Raw genomic sequence first — 22,602 nt, forward strand, 5'->3', positions numbered from 1 at the left:
CTTCTTAACCGCCCGCGGTTAAGAAGTACTCACAGGCGGAGCAATGCGGGCCCGCACCTCACCGAAGCCGATGCGGGTGCCGTTGGCGCCCGGGGCGGTGGCGGAGATCGAGATCTCGTCGCCGTCCTCGAGGAACGTGCGCTTCTCGTCCCCGACGACGACAGGTTCCTGCCCACCCCAGGTCAGTTCGATGAACGCGCCGCGCTGGTCCTTCTCCGGACCGGAGATCGTGCCCGACGCGAACAGGTCGCCGGTGCTGGCAGCGGCGCCGTTGACGGTGGTGTGGGCGAGCATCTGCGCCGGCGACCAGTACATCTGCGCGTACGGCGGCCGGGACACCACGTGACCGTTCCATTCGACGGCCAGGTCGATGTCGAGACCCCACTTCTCCTCGCCGCGCAGGTACGGCAGCGGCTGCGGATCCTGCACCGGGGTGTCGATGCGGGCGGCCTCGAGCGCGTCGAGCGGCACCACCCACGGGGAGATGGACGTCGCGAAGCTCTTTCCGAGGAACGGACCGAGCGGCACGTACTCCCAGGCCTGGATGTCGCGAGCCGACCAGTCGTTGACGACGACCGCGCCGAACACGTACTCCGCGAACTGGTCCGGGGTGATGGTCTCCCCCAGCTTCGTCGGGACGCCGACGAGGAAGCCCATCTCGGCCTCGATGTCGAGGCGGCGGGACGGTCCGAAGTCGGGTGCGTCCTGATCGGGTGCCTTGCGCTGTCCGCACGGGCGGACGACGTCGGTGCCCGACACGATGACGGTGCTCGACCGCCCGTGGTAGCCGACCGGCAGATGCTTCCAATTGGGCATCAGCGGTTCGGAGTCGGGACGGAACAGTCGCCCGAGGTTCGTGGCGTGGTTCTCGGAGGCGTAGAAGTCGACGTAGTCGGCGACGGCCACCGGCAGGTGCATGGTCACGTCGGACACCGCAAACACCGCGGTGTCGGCGAGGTCGCCCTGGACGAGTTCGGTGATCTGCCGGCGGACCTCGGTCCAGCGCGCCCGGCCCTGCGCCATGAAGGCGTTGAGGGTCGGTTGCGCGAAGACGTCGTCGCCCAGCATGGCGGCGAGATCCACGACGGAATCTCCCACCCGCACTCCGACCCGCGGGGACGAGTCGGCGGTCGAGAACACGCCGTACGGCAGATTCTCCAACCCGAAGAGGGAATCGGCGGGGATGTCGAGGACGGTCATGCGTGGGCTCCTTGATCTGCGGAGGCGAGGACGGTATCGGGCACGAGGTGCAGTGCGACGAGATCCTCGAGGGGCTCGAGGATGCTGCACGTGCCGAAGGATCGGAAGGCGGCGCGGACGGCGTCGACGACGTCTGCCGGGAGATCGCCGAGTTCACGGGCGATGCGTGCGCCGTCACGCTCGGCGAGGGTGACGGCTACCCGGTCGGCGTCTGCGCCGTCGAGTGCGTGCCGGGTGGCGAGAAGCACGTTGAGGAAGCCGTGCTGCTCGAATCCGGTGTGTGGATCGGTGTTGCGCACGGCGTGGTGCAATCCGGCCGTGGCCTTGAACGGGACACCCGTCGTGACCGCGGTGTGCAGAGCGGACGCGAGTTCCCTCTCGTCGGGATATGCCTCGGCGACAACGCCTCCCGTCCGGAACTTGGCCGCGAACGGGCCACCGGCGAGCGCAGCGAGGACGTCGCCCCGTCGTTCGCCGCGCGGGACCTCCACGAACACGTCGAAACCGGCAGTCAGGGTCTGGGCGGCGTCCATCGCGGCGAAGAATTCCGCTGCCGAGCATTCGGCCGGCACTGCGATCTCGAGGGCTACCGCCGTGGCACCGTCGATCTGCGCGAGGCGGTCGAGTGCGGGCGCGAGGGTCGCGGGGCCGGCGGGCAGCGTCAGGCTCAGTTCGAGCGGACCGGGTGTCAGTTCGTCCAGCCGGGCGACCGGAAAGACGAAGGGACCGACCAGGTCTGCATACCGCGCGGACCGGTGCCGGGCATGCGCGGGCACGGCGTCGGGCAGCGGCGCGTTGCCGGGCGGGAAGAGGGCGGCGTCGTCGCAGAGACCGGCGAACAGCGGGGAGATCACTGCTTCGGCCCCCGTCCTGCCCAGGTCCAGGCGTAGCCCGAGTCCTCGCAGGCCAGTGCGCCCTCGCCCAGTTCGAGCGGGCGGAACGTGTCGACCATGACGGCGAGTTCGTCGAAGAACTCGGCGCCGATGCTGCGTTCGTACGCGCCCGGCTGCGGGCCGTGCGCATGACCACCCGGGTGGATCGAGATGGACCCCTGGCCGATGCCGGACCCCTTGCGCGCCTCGTAGTCTCCGCCGACGTAGAACATGATCTCGTCGGAGTCGACGTTCGAGTGGTAGTACGGCACCGGAATCGACAGCGGGTGGTAGTCGACCTTGCGGGGAACGAAGTTGCAGATGACGAAGTTGTTGCCCTCGAACGCCTGATGCGCCGGCGGCGGCTGGTGCACGCGCCCGGTGATGGGTTCGTAGTCGGAGATGTTGAACGTGTACGGGTAGAGGCACCCGTCCCAGCCGACGACGTCGAACGGATGCTGGGGATACACCATGCGTGTGCCGACGATCCCGTGCGACGTGCGGTGTTTGACCAGCACCTCGACGTCCGTGCCCTCGACGTGCAGCGTGTCGGACGGTCCGTGCAGGTCGCGCTCGCAGTAGGGCGCGTTCTCGAGCAGCTGACCGAACCGGGACAGGTACCGCTTCGGCGGGACGATGTGACTGTTGGCCTCCATCGCGTAGGCGCGCAACGGTTCCGGGCCCTGCGGGATCCACCGGTGGGTGGTCGACATCGGGATCAGGACATAGTCGCCCTGCTTCGCCTCGAGCGCACCGAACACGGTTTCGACGGTGGCAGAACCGGATTCGACGTACACCATCTCGTCGCCGATCGCGTTGCGGTACAGCGGCGATTCCTTGGCCGCGACCACGTAGGAGATGCGGACGTCCGCATTGCCGAGGATCAACCGGCGTCCGGTGACCACGTCGGTGTCGGCCCAGACCGTCTCGGGGAAGAGGTCGTGCAGCTTCAGGTGGCGCGGCTTGAGCGGATGGTTGGGAGTCGTGCTCTGGTCGGGCAACTCCCACACCGTGGCGTCGACGATCGCCGACGGGATGTGGCGGTGGTAGAGGAGCGAGGAGTCGGAGGAGAAGCCCTCTTCGCCCATCAGCTCCTCGAAGTAGAGCTGACCGTTGTCGTCACGGTGCTGGGTGTGCCGTTTGGGCGGGATGGTGCCCACGTGCCGATAGAACGCCATGACCGGCCTCCCTAGAAGTGCGTGTCCGTAGTAGTAAATACATTAACTAATTTACGGGCGTGATGGCAAGCACAGACATTCGGGAGCAGTGCAGGATCCACGAGCAGTGCAGGATCCGGGAGCAGTGCAGGGTCAGTTACGGCCGCGGACGTCGAACTGGCTGCGGTTGGTGATCAGCTTGTCGAGCAGCATGACGAGAATCCGCTGCTCCGGCTCGGTGAGGACACTCGCCCAGGCATGCTCGCGCTCGTTCTGCTCACGGTAGATCTCACCGATCTCACTGCGACCCTTCTCGGTGAGCGACAACTGGACGGAACGGCCGTCCCGCTCGTCCGGGGTCCGCTCCATCACACCACCACTGACCAGCGTCTTCGTGAGATTCGAGACCGCGGCCCGACTCATGCCGGTGAGCTTGGCCGCCGTCTTCGACTCGATGGGCCCGGCCAGCCACGTCACGAACATCAGCCGGAAAGCCGACCACGACAATCCGCGCGGCCGGTGGATCGACGACTCCAGGTCGTACGTCACCACGTTCGACGCGCGGTTCAACGTCAGCAGAACCTGGGTGGCGAGTTCGTGCGTCGAACCGTATTCGGTGCTCAGGCGCCTGTTCGCCAACTCGATGAACGACCAGAAGTCGAGACTGTCGGGCACCTCGACGGGCGCCGGCGCTGCGTCATCGGTCATGGGGGAACCCTATCGCGAGCGGGTGGCGGGCCCAGTGCCCGCCACCGTCGCTTTTAGTATATCTATGAACTAGTTGAGGTGGCCACGTGCGCCGCGCCGACCGGTTCTGTGTCCTTCTTCGGGATCTTCAGGAACGCGAGCATGACGGCGCAGATCAGCAGGCACGCGATCGGGAAGTACAGGCCGACGGTGACGTTGTCGGCGGTGGCGTTCTTTCCGATGACATAGGGGCCGAAGAATCCGCCCATCGCGGCGATGGTGTTGATGGCCGCGAGACCCACGGCGGTCTCGGCACGGGTGAGCACCTGCGCCGCCATCGCCCAGTACGGCGCCATGTACCCGAGCACCCCGACCGCCACCATCGACAGCGACGTCAACGCCAGTACCGGCGAGTGCCGGAAGAGGATGGTGCCGAACAGCCCGACCGCCGCCAGGACCATCAGTCCGATGACGAAGAGCTTCCGCTCGCCCGTCCGGTCCGAGTATCGGCTGACCAGCAGCATTCCGACAGCACCGACCACGAACGGCACGGCGCCGAGGAAGCCGATGTTTGTGGCCGAGTAGCTCGGATCCATCTGCTTGACGATCTGCGGCAGGAAGAACGTGAATCCGTAGAGCCCGCACGCGGCGAACAGGTTCGCGACGGCGAGGTGCAGGATCTTCCGGTTCTTGATCGCACCGAGTTGTTCCCTCACACCCGCGTGGGTATCCGGCTCCTGGTACTCGGCGGTGATCTCACCTTCGAGCCACTCGGATTCCTGGGTGGTGAGAAACTTGGCCTCACGCGGCCGGTTGGGCAGGTAGACGAGAACGATCAGGCCCAGCACGATCGTCGGCGCACCCTGCAGGATGAACACCCAGCGCCAGCCGCTCATGTCGAACCAGGAGATGTGGTCGAGGATCAGACCGCCGGTGAAGGAACCGACGATCATGGCGATCGGCTGCGCCATGGCCATCATGGCGATGGCCCGCGCTCGCTCGCCGGAGCGGAACCAGAAGGTCAGGTACAGCAGCAGTCCGGGAAAGAGACCGGCCTCGGCGATACCGAGGGCGATGCGGGCCACGTAGAGCTGGGTGACGCTGTTGACGAAGCCCATGATCACGGTGACGATGCCCCACGTGATCGCGATCCGCGCGAGCCAGATGCGCGCACCGAACTTCTTCAGCGCCATGTTCGACGGGATCTCGAACACGACGTAGGCCAGGAAGAAGATCGAGGCCACGGCGCCGAACGTTCCGACCGTGATGCCGAGTTCGTGCTGCATCCCCAACTGCGCATAGCTGATGTTGGTGCGGTCCATGTAGTTGAAGATGTACAGCAACATCACGAAGGGAAGGACGCGGTACGACACCTTCTTCAACGTTCTCGCACCGATTTCGCTGTCCTGGACAGCGGAGCGGGAAACTCCCATGACTTTCTCCTATGAGGGGTGGGGTCCTTGTGCGGCCTTCGCCGCGTTTCGGCCCGCGATACGGCCCATGGTCAGAGCGTTGGCCACCGCGTTGCCGCCACCGACATACCTGAGCCCCAGGATGCCTGCTCCGGCTTCGCCTGCTGCGAAGAGGCCCTGAATCGGGCGTCCCCGCACGTCGACGACAGCGGCGTTTCCGTCGATTTCCAGACCCGCGTGGGTACAGACGAGCTCGGCGGGAAGGATTTGTGCGGCGTAGAACGGGCCCTCGTCGATCGGGTCGGGGTTCTGTTCCGAACCCTTGTTCCGGAGCGTCCGGTGCCGCAGGAAGTCCTCGTCGACCCCGGCGGGCAGCTGGCCGTTCCACCGGACGACGGTGGCTGTCAGGGCGTCGGCGGGCACCCGGATCTGCTCCGCGAGGTCGCCGAGGCCGTCGGCGCGGAACGTGCGCCCGGCCGCCACCTCGTCGGCGATCCGATCCGGTGTCCAATCGGCGTAACCGGGCGCCAGATTCACGCGGGCCTTTTCGTCGAATATCACCCAGGCGGTTCCGCCCTGCGCCTCGATGATCCCCGTCGACACCGCGTACGAGGCGTCCTCGTCCATGAACCGCCGGCCGTCCTGATTGACGTACACCCGCGACTTGGGCGGGAACCCGGACTGCCAGTGGTGGAACCGCTGGAAGTACACGGTCGGGAGCATGAGCCCCCAGCCGTCGCCAGTGACGGCAGCGTCGACGTCCTGACCGAAACGCAGGTGGTCTCCCCGACTGCCGGGGGCGGCGACCACGAACAGCGCGTCGCCGGCGTTGTTCGCGACCGGGTAGTACCGGTCGACGAGTTCCGGGTCCTGCGCGAACCCGCCGGACGCGACGACGACGGCGCCCGCCCGGACCTCGATGTCGTCGGCGACCACTCCGACGACTCGGCCGTCCTCCTCGATCAACTTCTGCACCCTTGTGTTCAGGATCGCCTCGACACCGTGCGTGCGTCGCGCCTTGTCGAGCACCTGCACCAGACCGTAACCCTGGTCTTTCGGGACGTGGCCCCGCCAGACGTCCTCGACTCCGGCCTGGCACAGGCCGGGTTGGTGGGCGTTGGCGGAGACGGCTGCCGGAATCTCGACGCCGAGTTCGATCAGCCATTCGAGGGTCGGTCCGGCGTTCTCGCAGAACGTGCGGATCAGGCCCGGAGCCAGCATCCACTGGTTGAGGTCCATGTAGTGCTGGAAGAACTTCTCGGCGGAATCCTCGATGCCCAGACCGCGTTGCACGCTGGTGCCGGCTGCGGTGAACAGTCCGGCCGACAGTTGCGTCGAGCCGCCGAGTTCGGTCTCCGATTCGAACAGCAGCACCGTGGCGTCCTGTTCGGCCGCGGTGACGGCCGCGGCAAGTCCTGCTCCGCCACCGCCGACGACGATGACGTCGAAGTCTTTGCTCATGAAGGGTTCGCTCCCGTCTCGGCAATGATGCGGTGGTACAGGCCGTTGGACACGAGGCCGCCGTCGACGGTGACCTCACTTCCGCTCATATAGGTCGAGCGGTCGGACAGCAGGAACAGGACGGCATCCGTGATCTCGTCCGGGGTGCCCATGCGACCGAAGGGAATGCTGTCGACCGCGGCGCGGACGAATTCGTCTGCACCGCCGAGCAACGCGGTGCCCACGAGGCCCGGATGCACGGAGTTGACGCGGATGCCCCACCGGGCGAAATTCCCGGCGGCCGATTTCGACAGCCCGGTCAGTCCCCACTTGCTCGACGAGTACGCGGGCGAGAAGTAGCCGATCTGCCCCGAGATGGAGGAGATGTTGACGATGGACCCGCCGCCGCTGTCGCGCAGGAGCGGGGCGACGGCCTTCATGCCGTAGAACGGCCCGAAGAGGTTGATCCTCATGGTCAGTTCCCAGACGTCGTCGGGGGTGTCCATGAACTCCAGCCGGCGCGAGATACCGGCGTTGTTCACCAGTCCACCCAATTCGACCCGGGCACTCCGGATCTCGTCGACGACCCGAGCCCAGGCAGCGGCATCGGTGACGTCGAGTTCGTGACCGGACGCCGATCCCCCTGCCGCCGTGATCTCCTCGACGACGGCGGAACAGTCCGCCACGTCGGCAATACATACGTGCGTTCCACGGGCCGCGAGGGCCCGGGCATGATTGGCGCCCATACCGCCGGCGGCTCCGGTGATCAGGACGACGCCGGGGTAGTTCACCGACTCAGACATGACGCGAACCACCGTCGACGGCGATGCTGTGCCCCGTGACGTAACGCGCGCTGTCCGACAACAGGAACAACAGCGGACCGAACACCTCCTCGGGCGAGCCGAGACGGTGCAGCGGGACCACGTCGAGGGCGTGCTTCAGTGCGGCCGGGTCGTCCTGCACCCACTGGGTCATCGCCGTGTCGATGTAGCCGGGCGCGATGGAGTTCACACGGATTCCCTTGTCCCCGAACTCGACTGCGAGCGACTCGGTGAGATGCGCGACCGCCGCCTTCGACGTGCAGTACGCGCCGCGGCCCTTGCGAACCCGCAGCGCCGACACGGACGACATGTTCACGATCGCTCCGCCGTGCTGCATGTGGCGTGCCGCAGCCTGAGCGCCGAACAGGACGCCCTCGACGTTGACGGACAGTGTGGCACCGATCTGCTCCGGTGAGATCTCCTCCGCCAGAGCGAAGGGGAAGATTCCCGCGTTGTTGATCCAGTAGTCGATGCGGCCGAACTCTTTCAGCGCCACCTGGGCGAGAGCCTCGTGCGCCTCCGCCTTGGTGACGTCGATCCGCGCGCCGACGACGGTACCCGGCTGATCGGCGAGGGACTTCGACGCGAGAGCGGTCGTGATCTCCTCGGCGGTGAGTTTCATCTGGTCTTCGTTGATGTCTGCGGCGACCACGTGGACGCCGCGGGTGGCGAGGCCGGACGCGAACGCCGCACCCATGCCCTGGGCCGCGCCGGTGACCACCGCGACCTTGCCCGCCATCTCGGGGTACCTCGCGGTCATCTGCGCGGTCACGGTACGGCCGGGGTTGGCCTGGTCTGCACTTGCGGTCATGGCGTTCTCTTCCTCTGTCATCTGAAATGTTTTCTCGGCACGATGCCTTCTTGGCACAGCGGGCATTACGCGGTGTCGTCGCGCCGGACGTCACGGCGGGCGATCCGCCACCGGTCACCGCGCAGCACCACGCGGTCGGTGAACGTGGTCATCCGCACGAGTCGCGACTCACCACCGATCGAGGTGGCGACGATCTGCAGATAGGCCCGCACGGTGGCGGCGTCGCCCGCCCCGTCGATCACGACGTTGGTGATCACGTGGCGGTGAACCTCGTTCGCGGCCCGTGCCTCTGTGTGGAACCGCTCGGCGAACGCGATCAGCGCGTCGGTACCCGATACCGGCTCCGGGTAACTGGGGGAATGGAATTCGCCGTCGTCCGTGAACGTCTGCGCCCACCCGGAGGCGTCGCCGCCGTCGATGAGGTGACTCTGCCGTCCGTACAGCTGATGTAGCCGAGCGACGGTGACGGCATCGACAGCCCCGGTCTTACTGCTCATGAAGTGCTCCCTGGATCCGCTTGGTGGTGCTCGCGGACGCTTGCCCTACTCGAATCATTTGTGCGATAATCGCACGCACTGTGCGATATGGTGATAGAGTAGGTGTCGCACCTCACAGACGTCAAGGAGGGTGGGCAAGACAGTGAGCACGACCCACGAACGGCCGCGGGAACTTTCACGCAAAAGCGCAGTTCAGATCGATTCGGGGATGTCCAAAACTCTCCACCACGGGCTCGAAATTCTCGAGTTGCTGACGGCCCATCCGCACGGCTTGTCCGTCACGGAGATCGCCGACGGGATCGGCGTCCATCGCACCGTCGCGCATCGGCTGATCCGCACCCTCGAAGCGCATCGGCTCTGCCGGAAGGACGGATTCAAGCGCGTCACCCTCGGCGCGGGACTGGTAACCCTGGCCGAACCCGTCGAGCAGGATCTGCGCACACTGGCGCGACCCGTACTCGAAGAGCTCGCCGATGCCGTCCAGGCCACCGTGCACCTCGTCGTCCGTGAGAACGCGACGGAAGTCCGGGCCCTCATGGTGGTGGAACCGCGCAGCGCGAAAGTGCACGTCGCGTTCCGCCCCGGCCAGGTCGACCCCGTCGACCGGGGCTCGGCAGGACTGGCGATCCTCGCCGCGCTCCCCGCGGTCGAGGGCGAACGCGAAGAGGTGACCGTGGCCCGCGCTCGCGGCTACGCCGTCACCGACGGCGAGGTGATCCCGTCCGTACTCGGCGTCTCCGCGGCCATTCCCGGCCGTCGCGGCGATGCACTCGCGAGCGTGGGCGTGTCGATCTTCGAGATGCCCGACGAGGAGGCGCTGGGCTCAGCGGTCGTCGACGCCGCCCGCACGCTCGGCAAACTTGCCTTCAGCCTGTGAGTACTTGTTAACCGCCCGCGGTTAACAAGTACTCACGGGCGCGTCAGCGCTCATAGCCCTTCCGCATGTCGTCGACGATGCGGGGGCGGTCGAGGGTCGAGGGCTCGAGTTCGCGGCGGGGACGGTCGCGCGGGAAGATCGCGGACGCGGCGAGCGTGGGCTCGTCGAGGAAGCGGAGCTCGGGGGCGTCGCGGGGCAGGCGCAGCGCCGGCGGTTCGGGACCGCGCCGGGCGAGGACGTAACCCCAGTCCCCGAAGCTGGGCACCAGCACGTGGTAGGGGGTGACGGCGAGACCGGCCGACGCGACCGTCGACGTGGTGCGCCAGAACGCGTCCGATGTCGAGTAGGGACTTCCCGACTGCACGACCATCAGTCCGCCCGGGTTCAGGGTGGCGGCGGCGAGGCCGTAGAACTCGGTGGAGTACAGACGCCCGAGCGCGGGGGTGTCCGGGTCGGGGAGGTCCACGATGACGGCGTCGAATCCCGGGTCGGGTGCGTCGCGCAGCCAGCGGAACGCGTCGTCGACGACGACGTGTACGCGCGGGTCCTGCAGCGCACTCTTGTTCAGCCCGGACAGCCGCGTGTTCGCGAGTTCGATGACCGCGGGATCGAGTTCCACCTGCACGATCTCCTCGACCGACGGCAGTCGCAGGACCTCGCGTGCGGCGAGTCCGTCGCCTCCGCCGAGGATCAGCACCCGTTTCGGGTCGTCGGCCATCGCGGGGTACACCAGCGATTCGGTGTACCGGTGCTCGTCGACGCTGGAGAACTGGAGGTCGCCGTCGAGGAACAACCGGACGTCTCCCCCGCGCTCGGTGACCACGATCTCCTGGTACTGCGACCTTTCGGCGGCGACGACGGGGTCGGTGTAGAGACGTTGCCGCGACGTGGTTTCGATGCCGTCGGCGCGCACCAGCAGCACGGCGATGCACGCTGCGGCAACGAGCAGTGCCACCACCGCCAGCAGTCGGGTGCGCAGACTCAACTGCCACCGCAGCAGAATCAGCGCCACGACCGCGGCGGCAACGAGGTTGATGATGCCGGTGACGGCGGCTCCGCGGATCATCCCGGCGACGGGCAGCAGGACGAACGGCCACAGCAGGCCACCGACGAGGGCGCCCGCGTAGTCGGCGGCGTTGAGGTTTGCCAGGACCTTTCCTGCGCTCTCGGCGTCGTTGTCGCTGCGGCCCGACTGCAGCAACGTCATCAGCAGCGGCACCTCGGCGCCCACCAGCACACCGATGAGCGCGGTGGCGAACACGAGAACGAGTGCGCTGGAACCGAAGAACGTGAAGGTCACGTACAGCGTCACCGCACTGAATCCGCCGACGAGGCCGAGGACGATCTCGACGACCACGAACGACGCGGCCGCGGTGGAGAGCAGCGGTTTGGCGGCGAGCGCCCCCACCCCGAGCGCGGCCACGAAACCCGCGACGATCAGGGATGTCTGGGTGATCCCGCCACCGGTCAGGCTGACCGACAGTGTCAGCAGAGCCAGTTCGTAGATCAGCCCGCACGCCGCGCACGCGGCCACGGCGGCGAGCAGGAACGCCCTCGACCTGCCGCTGAGTGCCGGGGTGGTGGAGGAATTCGGCTCTGCCGCTGTGGTCGTCACTTCGATCAGGTGAGTGCGGCGGCGTTCACGAGGCCGATGGCGAAGAGGCTCGCACCGACCGCCCATGCGGCACCGCACATCTGCGGGTTTCCGACCAGGCCGACGAGCTGTCCCGGCAGCAGCACGTTCATCAGGCGCAGCGCGACGACCTGCAGCAGCACCCCGAAGAGCCCGTAGACCGCGGAGTCGGCGAGTCCCTGCGCGAATCCGTCGGAACTGGTGAGGATCGCGGTGACCACGACGACGGCGAGGGCGAGATGGTTCGACGCCAGCAGGATTGCCGCGTTGGGGTTTTTGTCGACGTACACCTGGTGGCGGAGATTGCCGGGAGTGGCGAGGTCGAGAACGGCGAAGCCGACTCCGAGGACGGCGACGCCGACGACGAAGTACGCCAGGGTGCCGAGCATGCCGACGGCGAGCAGTCCGACGTCGACGCTGCCGATTTCCGTTGCTGCCGCCGTGTAGGTGGTGTTCACGCACTTCTCCCGACTCGAAGGTTCTCTGTCATTTCGCGCTCCCGGATCCGCCGCTGCCGCTGGCGCCGCCCGCAGGTGAGCCGGGGTTGAAACCGGGCCCCAGATAGGCGAACCCACCGCTGCGGTAGCGGCCGTCGATATCTTCGACGCGGACGAGGCTGCCCCCACCCGGCCCGGCGCTGACCGTGACGATGTCGTCGTCGTAGCGCAGGTATTCGCTGCCGCCGTCGGCTTTCCGCGCTGCCGGTTCCTCCTCGGCGACGATGGTGGAGACAGTCGTGCCCACCGGGTCGGTGGACGTGTAGGTCTTCGCGTCGCCCGCCGTGTTCTGCAGGGCGTAGGTGTCAGCGATGTAGTCGCGGACGCCGCCGCCACACGCGGTCGCGGCCAGCACCAGAAGCAGCATCGGCACGAGTTGCGCGCGCGACCTGAGCCTACTCACGGCAGCCACCTGCTTCGCGTCTTCACGATCACCCCGCCCTTGTCTCCCGGATACAGATGCCAGGTCCGCCAGGCCCATCCGCCCGAGGGGTCGCGGGTCGCCGTGAGCGCGGTCAGCGCGGTGTTGTCGCCGGGGAACGCCCCGCAGATCCAGCCGTCCACCTCGGTGGCCTGGCGCCGCAACCAGTCGGCGGTCTGCTCGAGGTGGGTGCGGTCGACGACGTCGGTGGTCGAGTCGAACCGGTACCCGCGCGCACTGTCGGATGCCGGCAGCGGCCTGCCGCCCGCCCGGACCGCGTCGCACGACACCTGCTCGGTGATCCGACGGCCCGCGAGAGACGCCGTCACCGCATGCGACGCGCCGAGAACCCCCAACGTCACCGTGTCGTCGCCGTGGGTGATGGTGAGTTCGGCCAGCGGAAGCGGTGTTTCGGCGTTCACGACGAGACCGAGGGCCTCGGCCGACACATCACGCGACTCGACGTCGAGGACGTGCAGCGTCACTGCGGCGGACCGGAGTGGATCACGGTGAGTTCACCCCGGGTGACGGCGCGGCCCGTGGAGACCTCCCACGACTGCGTGCGCGCCCACCGCTCGAAGGACAGCAGCCCGGTCTTGTCGGCCGTTGCGTAGTCGGCGTAGTCGACGATGCCCTGGGGTGCGGTGCCGGTGGTGCCTTCCGCGGTGAACGAGGCGGTGCCCCGCTCGATCTGCCGGTGCACCCGGTCGTCGAGGATCACGTCACCACTCGGTTCGAGGCCCGTGCCCTCGCGGCGCATCCACAGCGTCATGTCGAGGTTGCCCTCGTCGTTCTCGACGGTCAGCCACCGCTGTCCGGTCGACCCGTCGAGGAGGTGTTCGTGCCAGATGTAGCCCTCTTCGTCGAGGGTGATCGTTCCGCGCACGACGTGGTCTATTCCCGCGTACGTGATGATGTCGCCGACCCCGATCTTGTACGGGTCGTAGACCTCCGGGTAGTCGGCGAGCGGATCGACCCGGCCGGCAGGAGCCGACTTCTTGCCGGCCCGATTCCGCAGGATCAGCACGATGCCCACGATCACGACAACGATCAGCAGCAGTAACAGCAGCGTGGTCAACGGTCTCCCCTGGTCAGCGGCTCCGGCACGGGAGGCCGGCACCCGGCCCCCACCGGTCAGTCACCTTACTGTGCGCCGCAGACCCGCACACCTAGCGATTGCACAGGCAGATAGCAAAGGCTAGCCTAACCAAATGCGCGAGAGCTGGGGGCGCAGCATGCCGTCGTTCACCCAGATTCGCGCGGCACACGTCCAGACGTCGCCAACACCGACAGTGAGGAACCCTATGGCCATCCCGCCCATTTCGACTTACACGATCCCGGAGATCCACGAGGTCCCCGAATCGAAGGTGTCCTGGCGCCTCGACCCACGGCGTTCCGCACTGCTGGTCCACGACATGCAGAACTACTTCATCGACGCATACGACGTGCAGTCGGAGCCGATGTCGACTGCCATGGCGAACATGGTCCGGATCCGCGAACTCTGCTCGGAAGCCGGGATTCCGGTGATCTACACGATGCAGCCGGGCGACCAGCACCCGTCGCGTCGCGGCATCCTCGCCGACTTCTGGGGCCCCGGACTGACTTCGGGTCGCGACACCCAGGTGGTCGAACCGCTCGCACCCCGCGAGGGCGACATCCAGGTGACCAAATGGCGGTATTCGGCCTTCCAGCGCACCGACCTCCGGCAGTTGCTCGGCCACCACGGTCGGGACCAGCTGATCGTGACGGGCGTGTATGCGCACATGGGCTGCATGCTGAGTGCCGCCGAGGCGTTCATGTCGGACGTGCAGCCTTTCCTGGTCTCCGACGCGACTGCGGATTTCAGCCGCGACGAGCACCTCATGGCCCTCACCTACGCGGCGAAGCGCTGCGGCACGGTGACCACCACGGATGCGCTGGTCTCCGCGCTCTCCCCGCTCGAAGTCGGCTGAGCCGACCCGAAGACCCGGTGGGCGTCGGCGGTCGGATCACCACCGTCCATGTGGTTAGGCTAACCTGACACGCCGAGTAGCTGAGAGCCCGAAAGCCCCAAGCCCGAAAGCCGAAAGCACCAGGAGCGCCTGTTAGATGTCCCTTTCGATATCGTCGCCGTCCACCCCGCTGTCCGGGGAGGACACGGTCGACGTCTGTTTGACCGCCGCCCAGCGCGAACTGTGGGCAGGGCACCATCTCGACCCGACCCGGGCGGCCTTCACGACGGCCGAGTACGTCGAGGTCGCCGCCCCGGTCGACGTCGAGGCTCTCGCCGCGGCGGTGCGCACGGTGATCGGGGAGGCCGAGGTGCTCGCGGTCCGCTTCGAGGCCGAACCCGGTGCCGATTCGTCCGACGTCATCCAGGTGCACGATCCTCTCCGCGCGCCCGAACTCGAACGTCTCGATCTGGACAGGGCTGCTGCCCTGGAGTGGATGCGTACCGACGTGCGCACACCGCTCGACTTCGACTCGCCTGCTCCCCTCGTGCGCACGGCGCTGATCACGGTCGAAGCCGGTGCGCTCTGGTACCTCCGCGCCCCGCACATGTTGCTCGACGCGTACGGGTACTCGCTGCTCACCCGGCGCGTGGCGGCGCTGTACGCGGCACGCGTCGCGGGCACCGACCCCCGGCCCGCCAAGTTCCCGTCGTTGCGGGCGCACGTTCAGGCGGCACAGGAATTCGATGCCGCGACCCCCGACATCGTCGCGCCGCACGACGCATCCCGTCCGGCCGGATTCAGCGACACCGCGCGCAGACCCGTCCCCGACCCGCATCGCTGCACACTGGCGATCGAACCCGCGGTGGCGAAGACCCTGCGTGAGGCGGCCACCGCGCAGGCGACGACGTGGGCCGAGGCGGTCTATGCGGCCGCGGCCACCTACCTCGGCGCCCACACGGGAGCTGACGAAGTCCGGCTCCGCGTGCCGGTTCTGGCTCGGCAGGGCATCGAGCTGACGTCGCCGGTGACAGCCACCAACATTGTGCCGCTCCGCATTCCGCTCGGCTCGCAGCCGACGTTCGCCGACGTGATCGACCGCGTGGCCGCCGCACTGTCCGACACCCGCCCGTTCCAGCGGGTCCGGGACGCCGGGAGCAACGTCACCGGCGGACCGGTGGTGAACGTCAAACCGTTCGCCGCCCGAATCGCGTTCGGTCCCACGTTCGGGGCGGTGCACCAACTCGCCACCGGTCCGGTGGAGGACGTGGTGATCTCCGTATCGGGCGCCGGGGACGAACTCACGCTCGACTGGGCCGGGAACCCCGAGGTGTACAGCGACTCCGAGATCCGGGTCCACGCACACCGCTTCGCGCATTACCTCCGAAGCATCTCCGTGGCAACAGAACCCGTCTCGGTGGTGGACGTCTGTGTCCCGGACGAACTGCAGCTGTGGCGGTCGGCGGCCGGCCTCGACCGGATCACCGGTGCGGCGCTTCCCGGCAGCGACAGCATCGTCTCCGCCTTCCTCGCCCAGGCGCACCGCCGTCCCGACCGGGTCGCGGTGAACGATCTGACATATGACGAACTTTCGCGTCGAAGCGCCGCCCTGGCCCGGCAGCTGAGGTCGGCCGGCGCCCGGCGCGGCACGGTCGTCGCCGTCAGCCTCCCCCGCGGCACCGACCTGATCGTGGCCGTCCTCGCGATCCTCCGCAGCGGCGCGACCTACCTGCCGATCGATCCCTCGTCCCCCGCCGAGCGTGCCCGGTTCATCCTGCACGACGCGCAGCCGTCGCTGGGAATAGGATCCGCCGATCTGCTCGGCGACCTCCCCCGGATCGAGGAGGACGCGGCGCAGGCCGAATTGGGCGAAATTGTCCGCAACGCGGACGTGCACGAACTCGAGAACCCGGTGCGTGCGGACGACATCGCGTACATCATCTACACGTCCGGCTCCACCGGTGTACCCAAGGGTGTTCCGATTCCGCACCGCAACGTGATGCGGCTGTTCGAGGTGTCCCGCGACTGGTTCACGTTCACCGAGGACGACTGCTGGCCGCTGCTGCACTCCTATGCGTTCGACTTCTCCGTGTGGGAGATCTGGGGTGCACTGCTGCACGGCGGCCGTCTCGTCACGGTCGACGAGACCACCCTGACGTCACCGGCCGACCTCGCCGCCCTGCTGGTCGACGAGGGTGTCACCGTGCTGAACCAGACGCCGTCCGCATTCGGGCACCTCGTCGACGCGCTCGTTCGCGCGGACTCGTTCGACCGGCTGCGACTGCGGTACGTCGTGTTCGGCGGTGAGGCCCTCGATCCCGCCGTCCTGCGCGCCTGGTTCGCCGCCTCCGGACCGGATGCGGAAACCGAACTCGTCAACATGTACGGCATCACCGAGACCACCGTGCACGTCACCGCGACGAAGGTCACCGCGGCCGACGCCGTGGACATCGGGGTTCCGCTCGGCGACCTGCGCACCTACGTCCTCGGGCCGGGCCTGCGTCCGGTGCCGCCCGGCGTCACCGGCGAGATCTACGTGTCCGGACCCGGACTGTCCCCGGGCTACCTCGGGCGCCCCGACCTGACGTCGGGCCGGTTCGTCGCCGACCCGTTCGCACCGGGCGGGACGCGCATGTACCGGACCGGCGACCTCGCACGGTATGACGCGACCGGGGCACTCCACTACCACGGCCGGATCGACGACCAGATCCAATTGCGCGGTTACCGTGTCGAACTCGGCGAGATCACCGCGGCCATGACAACGGTTCCCGACGTGCAGGCGGCGGTGGCCACGGTGCACGAGCAGGCCGGCGGCAACCAGCGGATCGTCGGGTACCTCGTGCCCCGGCCCGGTGCCGAGCACGACGCCGTCGAGGAGCAGGTGCGGGCGCACCTCGTCCGCTCCCTTCCGGGATACATGACGCCGTCCGCACTGGTGACGCTCGACCGGTTGCCGTTGACCCACAACGGCAAGGTGGACAAGGACGCGCTGCCCGCCCCCCGGTGGCTCGGGCAGGCCGGCGACACACCGCGGACCGCAACCGAGGCCCGGATCCTTCCGGTGTTCACCTCCGTCCTCGGCGCCGAGCAGGTCGGCGTCCACGACGACTTCTTCGCGCTCGGCGGCAACTCCCTCCTCGCCGCCGCCCTCGTGTCGGCGATCACCGCGGAACTCGGTGTCGCGCTGCGGGTCGCGACGATCTTCGAGAATCCGACCGTGGCCGCGGTGGCCGCCCGGTTGGAGGACGCCGGAGAGCGGGTGGCGGCGAGCAGGCCGTCCCCGCGGGACCTCCCCGAAGAAACGCCGGTGCCGTTGTCACCGGCGCAGGAACGCCTGTGGTTCCTCGACAGCGCGGCCGGTGGCGGGACGTACCTGCTGGCGTTGGCCGTCGACTTCGGGGAAGGCATCGAACCCGAAGCCCTGTCGGCGGCGCTCGCGGACGTCGTGACCCGGCACCAGTCGTTGCGGACGGTGTTTCCCCTCGTCGACTCGATGCCGCACCAGGTCGTGCTCCCCGCCGCCGATGCGAAGGTCCGGCTCGAACGTGTCGACAACGTCGGCAACATCGAGGGACACATCGCGGCGATGACCACGGTGGGTCTCGGGCTCACCGAGCAGCCGCCGCTGCGTGCGGTGCTGTACGAACCGCAGCACACGCTGGTGTTGTTGATGCACCACATCATCGGCGACGAATGGTCCCAGTCGAAGCTGCTGGACGATCTCGCGTTCGCCTACAACGCCCGTCGCGCCGGCCGGGCACCGGAGTTCACACCGCTGCCGTTGCAGTACCCGGACGTCGCCGTGTGGCAACGCGAGCGCATCGGCGCGGGCCCGGACGACGCGACCCCGTTGCTGACCGGCCAACTCGGCTACTGGCGTGAGCAACTCGCCGGTCTGCCGCTCGAACTGGGATGGCGCACCGACCGTCCGCGACCGGCCCTGCCCACCAACCGTGGTGCGAGCATCCACCGCACGCTGTCGCCGGCGCTGCACGCGGCGGTCGACTCGCTCGCCGCCGAGCGTCGAGCGAGCTTCTTCATGATCGTCCACGCCGCGGTGGCCGTGCTGCTCGAAAGGCTGGGCGCCGGAGAGGACATCGCGCTCGGCGTGCCCGTCGCCGGTCGCAGTCACCCCGATCTCGACGCGATGGTGGGCTGCTTCATCAACACGGTGGTCCTGCGCACCGACGTGTCGGGCAACCCGACGTTCGATCAACTGCTCGACCGGGTCAGGGCCGTCGATCTCGACGCCGTCGACCACTCCGACGTGCCGTTCAACCGCATCGTGGAGCTCGTCAATCCCCCGCGGTCCTCGGCCCGCCACCCCCTGTTCCAGGTGATGCTCTCGCACTGGAAGCAGGACGGCGCGCAGGAGCGGTTCGACGGCACCACCGCCGCCGTGCGGATGCTCGACGCGACGTCGGCGAAATTCGATCTGGCGCTGCGCTTCCAGGAGCGTCCGGACAGCGGCGGAGTCGATGTCACGTTCGAGTACTCCACCGAACTCTTCGACGCCGCCACCGTCGAATCCCTCGCCGACCGCCTCGCCGTCGTGATCCAGCGGCTCGTCGAGAACCACGAGCACCCGATCGCCCGGCTCGACATCCTGACCCCGCAGGAGCGGGAACGGGTGCTCGGTGACTGGTCCCACGCGGAGCACTCCATCCCGGCGCGCACCTTCGACGAGTACTTCTCCGCGCAGGTGGCGTCGACACCCGACGCCGAGGCCCTCGCTGTCGGCGCGAGCGTGCGGCCGGCGGTCTCCCTCACCTATCGGCAGCTCGACGAGCGGGCGAACCGGATCGCCCACCTGCTGATCTCGCGTGGCGCCGGCCCCGGCGACGTGGTCGCGCTCGCCCTCGACCGCTCCGCCGAGCTGATCGTCAGTGTTCTCGCGGTGCTCAAGAGCGGTGCCGCGTACCTTCCGGTCGACCCCACGTACCCGGCCGACCGGATCGCGCACATGCTCGCCGACGGCACCCCGGTCGCGATCCTCACGTCCTCCGTCGGTGTGCCCGACCGCACTCCGCTGGGTACCGACGTACCGCTCCTCGACCTGGACGATCCGGACCTGCAGGCGCTGCTCGACGCCCAGCCGGTCACCACGCCCACGGACGCCGACCGGAGCAGGCCGCTGCACCTCGACGACGCGGCGTACCTCATCTACACGTCCGGTTCGACGGGCGTGCCCAAGGGCGTCGTCGTCCCCCACCTGGGCATCGCGGACCTGTTGTCGCTGCAGTCGGACGTGATCGGCATGGACCACAGCACCCGTGCGCTCCACTTCTCGTCCATCAGCTTCGACCTCGCGTTCTGGCAGATCATGTGGGGTGTGCTGTCGGGCGGAACGCTGGTGGTCGCGACGGACGCCGATCGTGTTCCCGGTGAGCCGCTCGCCCGCGTCATCAACGAACACGACGTGAATTTCGTCGGTGTGCCACCGTCTTTCGCCGCCGCGTTCCCACCGGAGCATCCCATCCCGGACGGCGTCGACCTGATGCTCGGCGCCGAGAAGCTCACCCCCCAGCTGATCGAGCGGTACGCACCCGGACGCCGGCTGTTCAACGCGTACGGACCCACCGAGTGCACGGTCAACGCCACACTGGCCCTCGTCGAACCGGGACACGAAGGTCCCGTCCCCATCGGCGTCGTCGACCCGGGCAAGCACGCCTACGTCCTGGACCACGCGCTGCGGCCGGTGCCACCGGGCGTGTCGGGTGAGCTGTATCTCGCGGGCGACAGCGTCACCCGGGGATACCGGAACCAGAGCCCCAAGACCGCGGAACGGTTCATCGCCGACCCGTTCGCGGAGCCGGGCGGCCGCATGTACCGGACCTCGGATGTCGTGTGGTGGGGCCGGGACGGCCAGATCTACTTCACCGGCCGGGCCGACTCGCAGGTCAAGGTGCGCGGATTCCGCATCGAGCTCAACGAGATCGAGGCCGTGCTGTCCGGCGACCCGGATGTCGAGCACATCGTCGTCGTGGTCCGCGAGGACCGCCCCGGCGATCAGCGGCTGGTCGCATACGCCACGTCGGTGCCCGGCGGGCGGATCGACCCCGACCAGTTGCACCGCCGTGCCGCAAGCCGGTTGCCGGACTACATGATTCCGGCCGCGTTCATCGCCGTCGACGAGTTCCCGACCCTCCCCAACGGCAAGCTCGACCAGTCGTCGCTTCCCGTTCCGCACCTGTCACTGCAGGTGTCCGAGCGCGGACCGCGCACGGCGCGCGAAGAGGTGCTGTGCCAGCTGTTCGCGGAGGCGCTCGGGATCGAGCGGGTCGGCATCGACGACAGCTTCTTCGACCTCGGTGGCCACTCGCTGATGGCGGCCGGGCTGATGAGCGCGATATCCTCCCGCCTGTCCGTCACCGCGACGGTGGCATCACTGTTCGCGGCGCCGACCGTCGCCCAGCTGGCGGGGCGCCTCGACGACGATCACGACGCCGACGCACTGGCCATCCTGCTGCCGTTCCGCACCGAGGGGTCGAAGCCGCCGGTGTTCTGCTTCCACCCCGCCGGCGGAATCAGCTGGGGCTATTCGGGTCTGCTGCGGCACATCGACGACGACTACCCGCTGTACGGGGTGCAGGCGTCGAACCTGTCGACGTCAAAGCGGCCGCCCGAGACGCTCGAGGACATGGCCGCCGAGTACATCGAGCACATGCGGACGGTACAGCCGCACGGCCCGTACCACCTCCTCGGATGGTCGCTGGGCGGCGTCGTCGCGCACGCCATCGCCGGTGCCCTGCAGAATCAGGGGGAGGAACTGGGCATGCTCGTCATGCTCGACTCCTTCCCGTCGGACGCGTGGGCCTCGATGCCGACGGAGCAGGACGCGCTCGCCGCGCTGCTCTACATGGTCGGCTACGACCCGGAACCGCTCCTCGCGGATGGACTCGACCGGCAGCAGGTGATCGACATCCTGCGCGGCGAGGGCAGCGCCCTCGCCGGGATCAACGAGCACACACCGGCCGCGATGATCGACAACTTCGCGAACGCCGTGCGCCTCGAATCCGAACCCTCACAGATCGTGGTGGACTCCGACATGCTCTTCTTCACCGCGGCCAGGAATCCTGCCACCGCGGCGACGTACGACTTGTGGCAGCCCTTCCTGACCGGCACCATCGTCAACCACGACCTCGACTGCGAGCACAAGGACATGACTCAGCCCCGCTGGATCGGCGAAGTCGGCTCCGTCGTGAACGAGGCCCTCGCCTCGTTCGGCTCGCGCATGAACCCCATCAACAAAGAACAGGGAGATCGATGAAAACGTCCGGAAGATACTGGCGTAAAGCCGGAATCGTGATGATGGCGGCAACCGCGCTGTTCGCGGGTGCCTGCAGCGAGTCCAGTTCCGACTCGACCGACGCGGCGGGATCCGCCACCGGACAGGCCGACGCGTCGGCCTTCCCCGTGTCGATTCCGTCGGCACTCGGCACGGCCGAGATCACAGAGGCCCCGCAGCGGGTCGTCACGCTGGGCTGGGGCAGCGAGGACGCGGCACTGTCGCTCGGCGTCGTGCCCGTCGCCGTGCAGAACATGAAGTCGGACACGGGAACCGACGACGGCCTGCTGCCGTGGTCGCGCGCGAAGCTCGAGCAGCTCGACCCGAACGCGGAGCCCACGTTGCTGACGGCGTCGAGCAAGGAGATGCCGTACGAGCAGATCGCGGCGCTCGACCCCGACGTGATCCTGGCCGTGCACTCGGGCGTCAACCAGGAACAGTTCGACAAGCTGTCGGCCATCGCCCCCACCGTGGCGTACCCGGAGCGTCGCTGGGCGACCAGCTGGGAAGACCAGATCACCACCGTCGGCAAGGCACTCGGTCGTTCGGCTCAGGCCGAGGCACTGGTGACGCAGACGCAGGACACCCTCGCGCAGGCGAAGTCGCAGCACCCCGAGTTCGCCGGGAAGACGGTCGCATTCGGTAGCGGCACCGAGCCGGGATCGTACAACTTCTATTTCGACACCGATCCTCGCCTGAAGATGCTCGCGAGCCTCGGTTTCACCGTCGACCCGCTCGCCCAGCAGTTGCGTGAGAGCAGCGACCAGACCAAGTTCGCCGCCCCGGTCAGCCTGGAACTGCTGCCCACGTACAACCCGGACGTCCTGCTCGCCTGGTACCTGTCACCCGAGCTGCAGAACGAGGTCCAGTCGAACCCGCTGTTCGCCGGGATGAAGGCCGTGCGCGACAACTCCTACGTGGGTCTGACCGATCCGCCGCTGGTGTTCGCGTCGAGCTCGCCGAACGTGCTCAGCGTGCCGTGGCTGCTGGACAAGCTGCTCCCGCAGCTGTCGCAGGCCGCAAACAACGCTCAGGCCAGCTAGTTTCCACCTGACAGC

The 22,602-nt window shown here is 68.0% G+C and carries 18 protein-coding genes; 4 read left to right on the forward strand and 14 right to left on the reverse strand.

Features of this window, described 5'->3' with window-relative positions; translation table 11 throughout:
* Positions 1 to 18: 18 nt before the first annotated feature.
* The 9 genes from fahA to RJ1_RS25785 form a co-directional block, all read right to left on the reverse strand.
* The gene (gene fahA / locus RJ1_RS25745) at positions 19 to 1,200 is read right to left on the reverse strand and encodes a fumarylacetoacetase (RefSeq protein ID WP_073365184.1); all 1,182 of its coding nucleotides are present in this window, start codon (positions 1,198 to 1,200) and stop codon (positions 19 to 21) included.
* Positions 1,197 to 2,054, reverse strand: a complete 858-nt coding sequence (locus tag RJ1_RS25750; protein WP_073365186.1) for a hypothetical protein — start codon at positions 2,052 to 2,054, stop codon at positions 1,197 to 1,199. The genes fahA and RJ1_RS25750 overlap by 4 nt, the downstream gene beginning before the upstream one ends.
* Entirely contained in the window at positions 2,051 to 3,250 is a 1,200-nt protein-coding gene (locus RJ1_RS25755) for a homogentisate 1,2-dioxygenase (RefSeq protein ID WP_073365188.1), read from the reverse strand. Before RJ1_RS25755 ends, RJ1_RS25750 begins: the two co-directional genes overlap by 4 nt.
* Before the next feature lie 132 nt (positions 3,251 to 3,382).
* A complete protein-coding gene (locus tag RJ1_RS25760; protein WP_073365190.1) occupies positions 3,383 to 3,937 on the reverse strand; it encodes a MarR family winged helix-turn-helix transcriptional regulator in 555 nt (184 codons plus the stop codon).
* A 62-nt stretch (positions 3,938 to 3,999) separates the two neighbouring features.
* Positions 4,000 to 5,349 (reverse strand): MFS transporter, encoded by a 1,350-nt coding sequence (locus RJ1_RS25765; protein ID WP_073365192.1) that lies wholly within the window; start codon positions 5,347 to 5,349, stop codon positions 4,000 to 4,002.
* A gap of 9 nt (positions 5,350 to 5,358) precedes the next feature.
* Positions 5,359 to 6,789, reverse strand: coding sequence for an FAD-dependent oxidoreductase (locus RJ1_RS25770; RefSeq protein WP_073365194.1), 1,431 nt, complete (start codon positions 6,787 to 6,789; stop codon positions 5,359 to 5,361).
* Positions 6,786 to 7,571 (reverse strand): SDR family NAD(P)-dependent oxidoreductase, encoded by a 786-nt coding sequence (locus tag RJ1_RS25775; protein WP_073365196.1) that lies wholly within the window; start codon positions 7,569 to 7,571, stop codon positions 6,786 to 6,788. Before RJ1_RS25775 ends, RJ1_RS25770 begins: the two co-directional genes overlap by 4 nt.
* Positions 7,564 to 8,400 carry an SDR family NAD(P)-dependent oxidoreductase gene (locus tag RJ1_RS25780; protein WP_073365198.1) on the reverse strand — a complete coding sequence of 279 codons (837 nt, stop codon included), beginning with the start codon at positions 8,398 to 8,400 and terminating at the stop codon, positions 7,564 to 7,566. The genes RJ1_RS25775 and RJ1_RS25780 overlap by 8 nt, the downstream gene beginning before the upstream one ends.
* Positions 8,401 to 8,465: 65 nt before the next feature.
* Positions 8,466 to 8,897, reverse strand: a complete 432-nt coding sequence (locus RJ1_RS25785; RefSeq protein WP_073365201.1) for a nuclear transport factor 2 family protein — start codon at positions 8,895 to 8,897, stop codon at positions 8,466 to 8,468.
* 208 nt (positions 8,898 to 9,105) lie between these two features.
* Here RJ1_RS25785 and RJ1_RS25790 point away from each other — a divergent pair, with 208 nt between their 5' ends.
* Entirely contained in the window at positions 9,106 to 9,774 is a 669-nt protein-coding gene (locus tag RJ1_RS25790) for an IclR family transcriptional regulator (protein WP_174695018.1), read from the forward strand.
* A 43-nt stretch (positions 9,775 to 9,817) separates the two neighbouring features.
* On the opposite strand, the gene RJ1_RS25795 is transcribed toward RJ1_RS25790, so the two are convergent.
* Genes RJ1_RS25795 through RJ1_RS25815 form a run of 5 tightly spaced genes read right to left on the reverse strand, consistent with a single transcriptional unit; the run spans position 9,818 to position 13,403 of the window.
* Positions 9,818 to 11,389 carry a polyamine aminopropyltransferase gene (locus tag RJ1_RS25795; RefSeq protein ID WP_073365205.1) on the reverse strand — a complete coding sequence of 524 codons (1,572 nt, stop codon included), beginning with the start codon at positions 11,387 to 11,389 and terminating at the stop codon, positions 9,818 to 9,820.
* Positions 11,390 to 11,394: 5 nt separating this feature from the next.
* A complete protein-coding gene (locus RJ1_RS25800) occupies positions 11,395 to 11,865 on the reverse strand; it encodes a DUF350 domain-containing protein (protein WP_073365207.1) in 471 nt (156 codons plus the stop codon).
* Positions 11,866 to 11,893: 28 nt separating this feature from the next.
* The gene (locus RJ1_RS25805) at positions 11,894 to 12,316 is read right to left on the reverse strand and encodes a DUF4247 domain-containing protein (RefSeq protein ID WP_073365209.1); all 423 of its coding nucleotides are present in this window, start codon (positions 12,314 to 12,316) and stop codon (positions 11,894 to 11,896) included.
* The gene (locus RJ1_RS25810; protein ID WP_073365211.1) at positions 12,304 to 12,810 is read right to left on the reverse strand and encodes a DUF2617 family protein; all 507 of its coding nucleotides are present in this window, start codon (positions 12,808 to 12,810) and stop codon (positions 12,304 to 12,306) included. The genes RJ1_RS25805 and RJ1_RS25810 overlap by 13 nt, the downstream gene beginning before the upstream one ends.
* The gene (locus RJ1_RS25815) at positions 12,807 to 13,403 is read right to left on the reverse strand and encodes a DUF4178 domain-containing protein (RefSeq protein ID WP_073365213.1); all 597 of its coding nucleotides are present in this window, start codon (positions 13,401 to 13,403) and stop codon (positions 12,807 to 12,809) included. Before RJ1_RS25815 ends, RJ1_RS25810 begins: the two co-directional genes overlap by 4 nt.
* A 226-nt stretch (positions 13,404 to 13,629) precedes the next feature.
* On the opposite strand from RJ1_RS25815, the gene RJ1_RS25820 reads away from it, so the two are divergent.
* From RJ1_RS25820 to RJ1_RS25830, 3 genes are all read left to right on the forward strand, one after another.
* Complete coding sequence (locus RJ1_RS25820; RefSeq protein WP_073365215.1) at positions 13,630 to 14,277, forward strand: isochorismatase family protein; 648 nt, start codon at positions 13,630 to 13,632, stop codon at positions 14,275 to 14,277.
* A gap of 136 nt (positions 14,278 to 14,413) precedes the next feature.
* A complete protein-coding gene (locus RJ1_RS25825) occupies positions 14,414 to 21,526 on the forward strand; it encodes a non-ribosomal peptide synthetase (protein WP_073365217.1) in 7,113 nt (2,370 codons plus the stop codon).
* A complete protein-coding gene (locus RJ1_RS25830) occupies positions 21,523 to 22,587 on the forward strand; it encodes an iron-siderophore ABC transporter substrate-binding protein (protein ID WP_073365219.1) in 1,065 nt (354 codons plus the stop codon). The genes RJ1_RS25825 and RJ1_RS25830 overlap by 4 nt, the downstream gene beginning before the upstream one ends.
* Positions 22,588 to 22,602 lie beyond the last annotated feature (15 nt).

The sequence above is a fragment of the Rhodococcus jostii NBRC 16295 genome (assembly GCF_001894825.1).
Taxonomy (GTDB): Bacteria; Actinomycetota; Actinomycetes; order Mycobacteriales; family Mycobacteriaceae; genus Rhodococcus_F; species Rhodococcus_F jostii.

What these genes read in the sequence shown, in the direction of transcription:
- RJ1_RS25770 (WP_073365194.1), bottom strand. Translation starts at nt 6,789, where the DNA reads ATGAGCAAAGACTTCGACGTCATCGTCGTCGGCGGTGGCGGAGCAGGA.
- RJ1_RS25755 (WP_073365188.1), bottom strand. Translation starts at nt 3,250, where the DNA reads ATGGCGTTCTATCGGCACGTGGGCACCATCCCGCCCAAACGGCACACC.
- RJ1_RS25825 (WP_073365217.1), top strand. Translation starts at nt 14,414, where the DNA reads ATGTCCCTTTCGATATCGTCGCCGTCCACCCCGCTGTCCGGGGAGGAC.
- RJ1_RS25780 (WP_073365198.1), bottom strand. Translation starts at nt 8,400, where the DNA reads ATGACCGCAAGTGCAGACCAGGCCAACCCCGGCCGTACCGTGACCGCG.
- RJ1_RS25820 (WP_073365215.1), top strand. Translation starts at nt 13,630, where the DNA reads ATGGCCATCCCGCCCATTTCGACTTACACGATCCCGGAGATCCACGAG.
- RJ1_RS25765 (WP_073365192.1), bottom strand. Translation starts at nt 5,349, where the DNA reads ATGGGAGTTTCCCGCTCCGCTGTCCAGGACAGCGAAATCGGTGCGAGA.
- RJ1_RS25830 (WP_073365219.1), top strand. Translation starts at nt 21,523, where the DNA reads ATGAAAACGTCCGGAAGATACTGGCGTAAAGCCGGAATCGTGATGATG.
- RJ1_RS25775 (WP_073365196.1), bottom strand. Translation starts at nt 7,571, where the DNA reads ATGTCTGAGTCGGTGAACTACCCCGGCGTCGTCCTGATCACCGGAGCC.
- fahA (WP_073365184.1), bottom strand. Translation starts at nt 1,200, where the DNA reads ATGACCGTCCTCGACATCCCCGCCGATTCCCTCTTCGGGTTGGAGAAT.
- RJ1_RS25790 (WP_174695018.1), top strand. Translation starts at nt 9,106, where the DNA reads ATGTCCAAAACTCTCCACCACGGGCTCGAAATTCTCGAGTTGCTGACG.
- RJ1_RS25785 (WP_073365201.1), bottom strand. Translation starts at nt 8,897, where the DNA reads ATGAGCAGTAAGACCGGGGCTGTCGATGCCGTCACCGTCGCTCGGCTA.
- RJ1_RS25760 (WP_073365190.1), bottom strand. Translation starts at nt 3,937, where the DNA reads ATGACCGATGACGCAGCGCCGGCGCCCGTCGAGGTGCCCGACAGTCTC.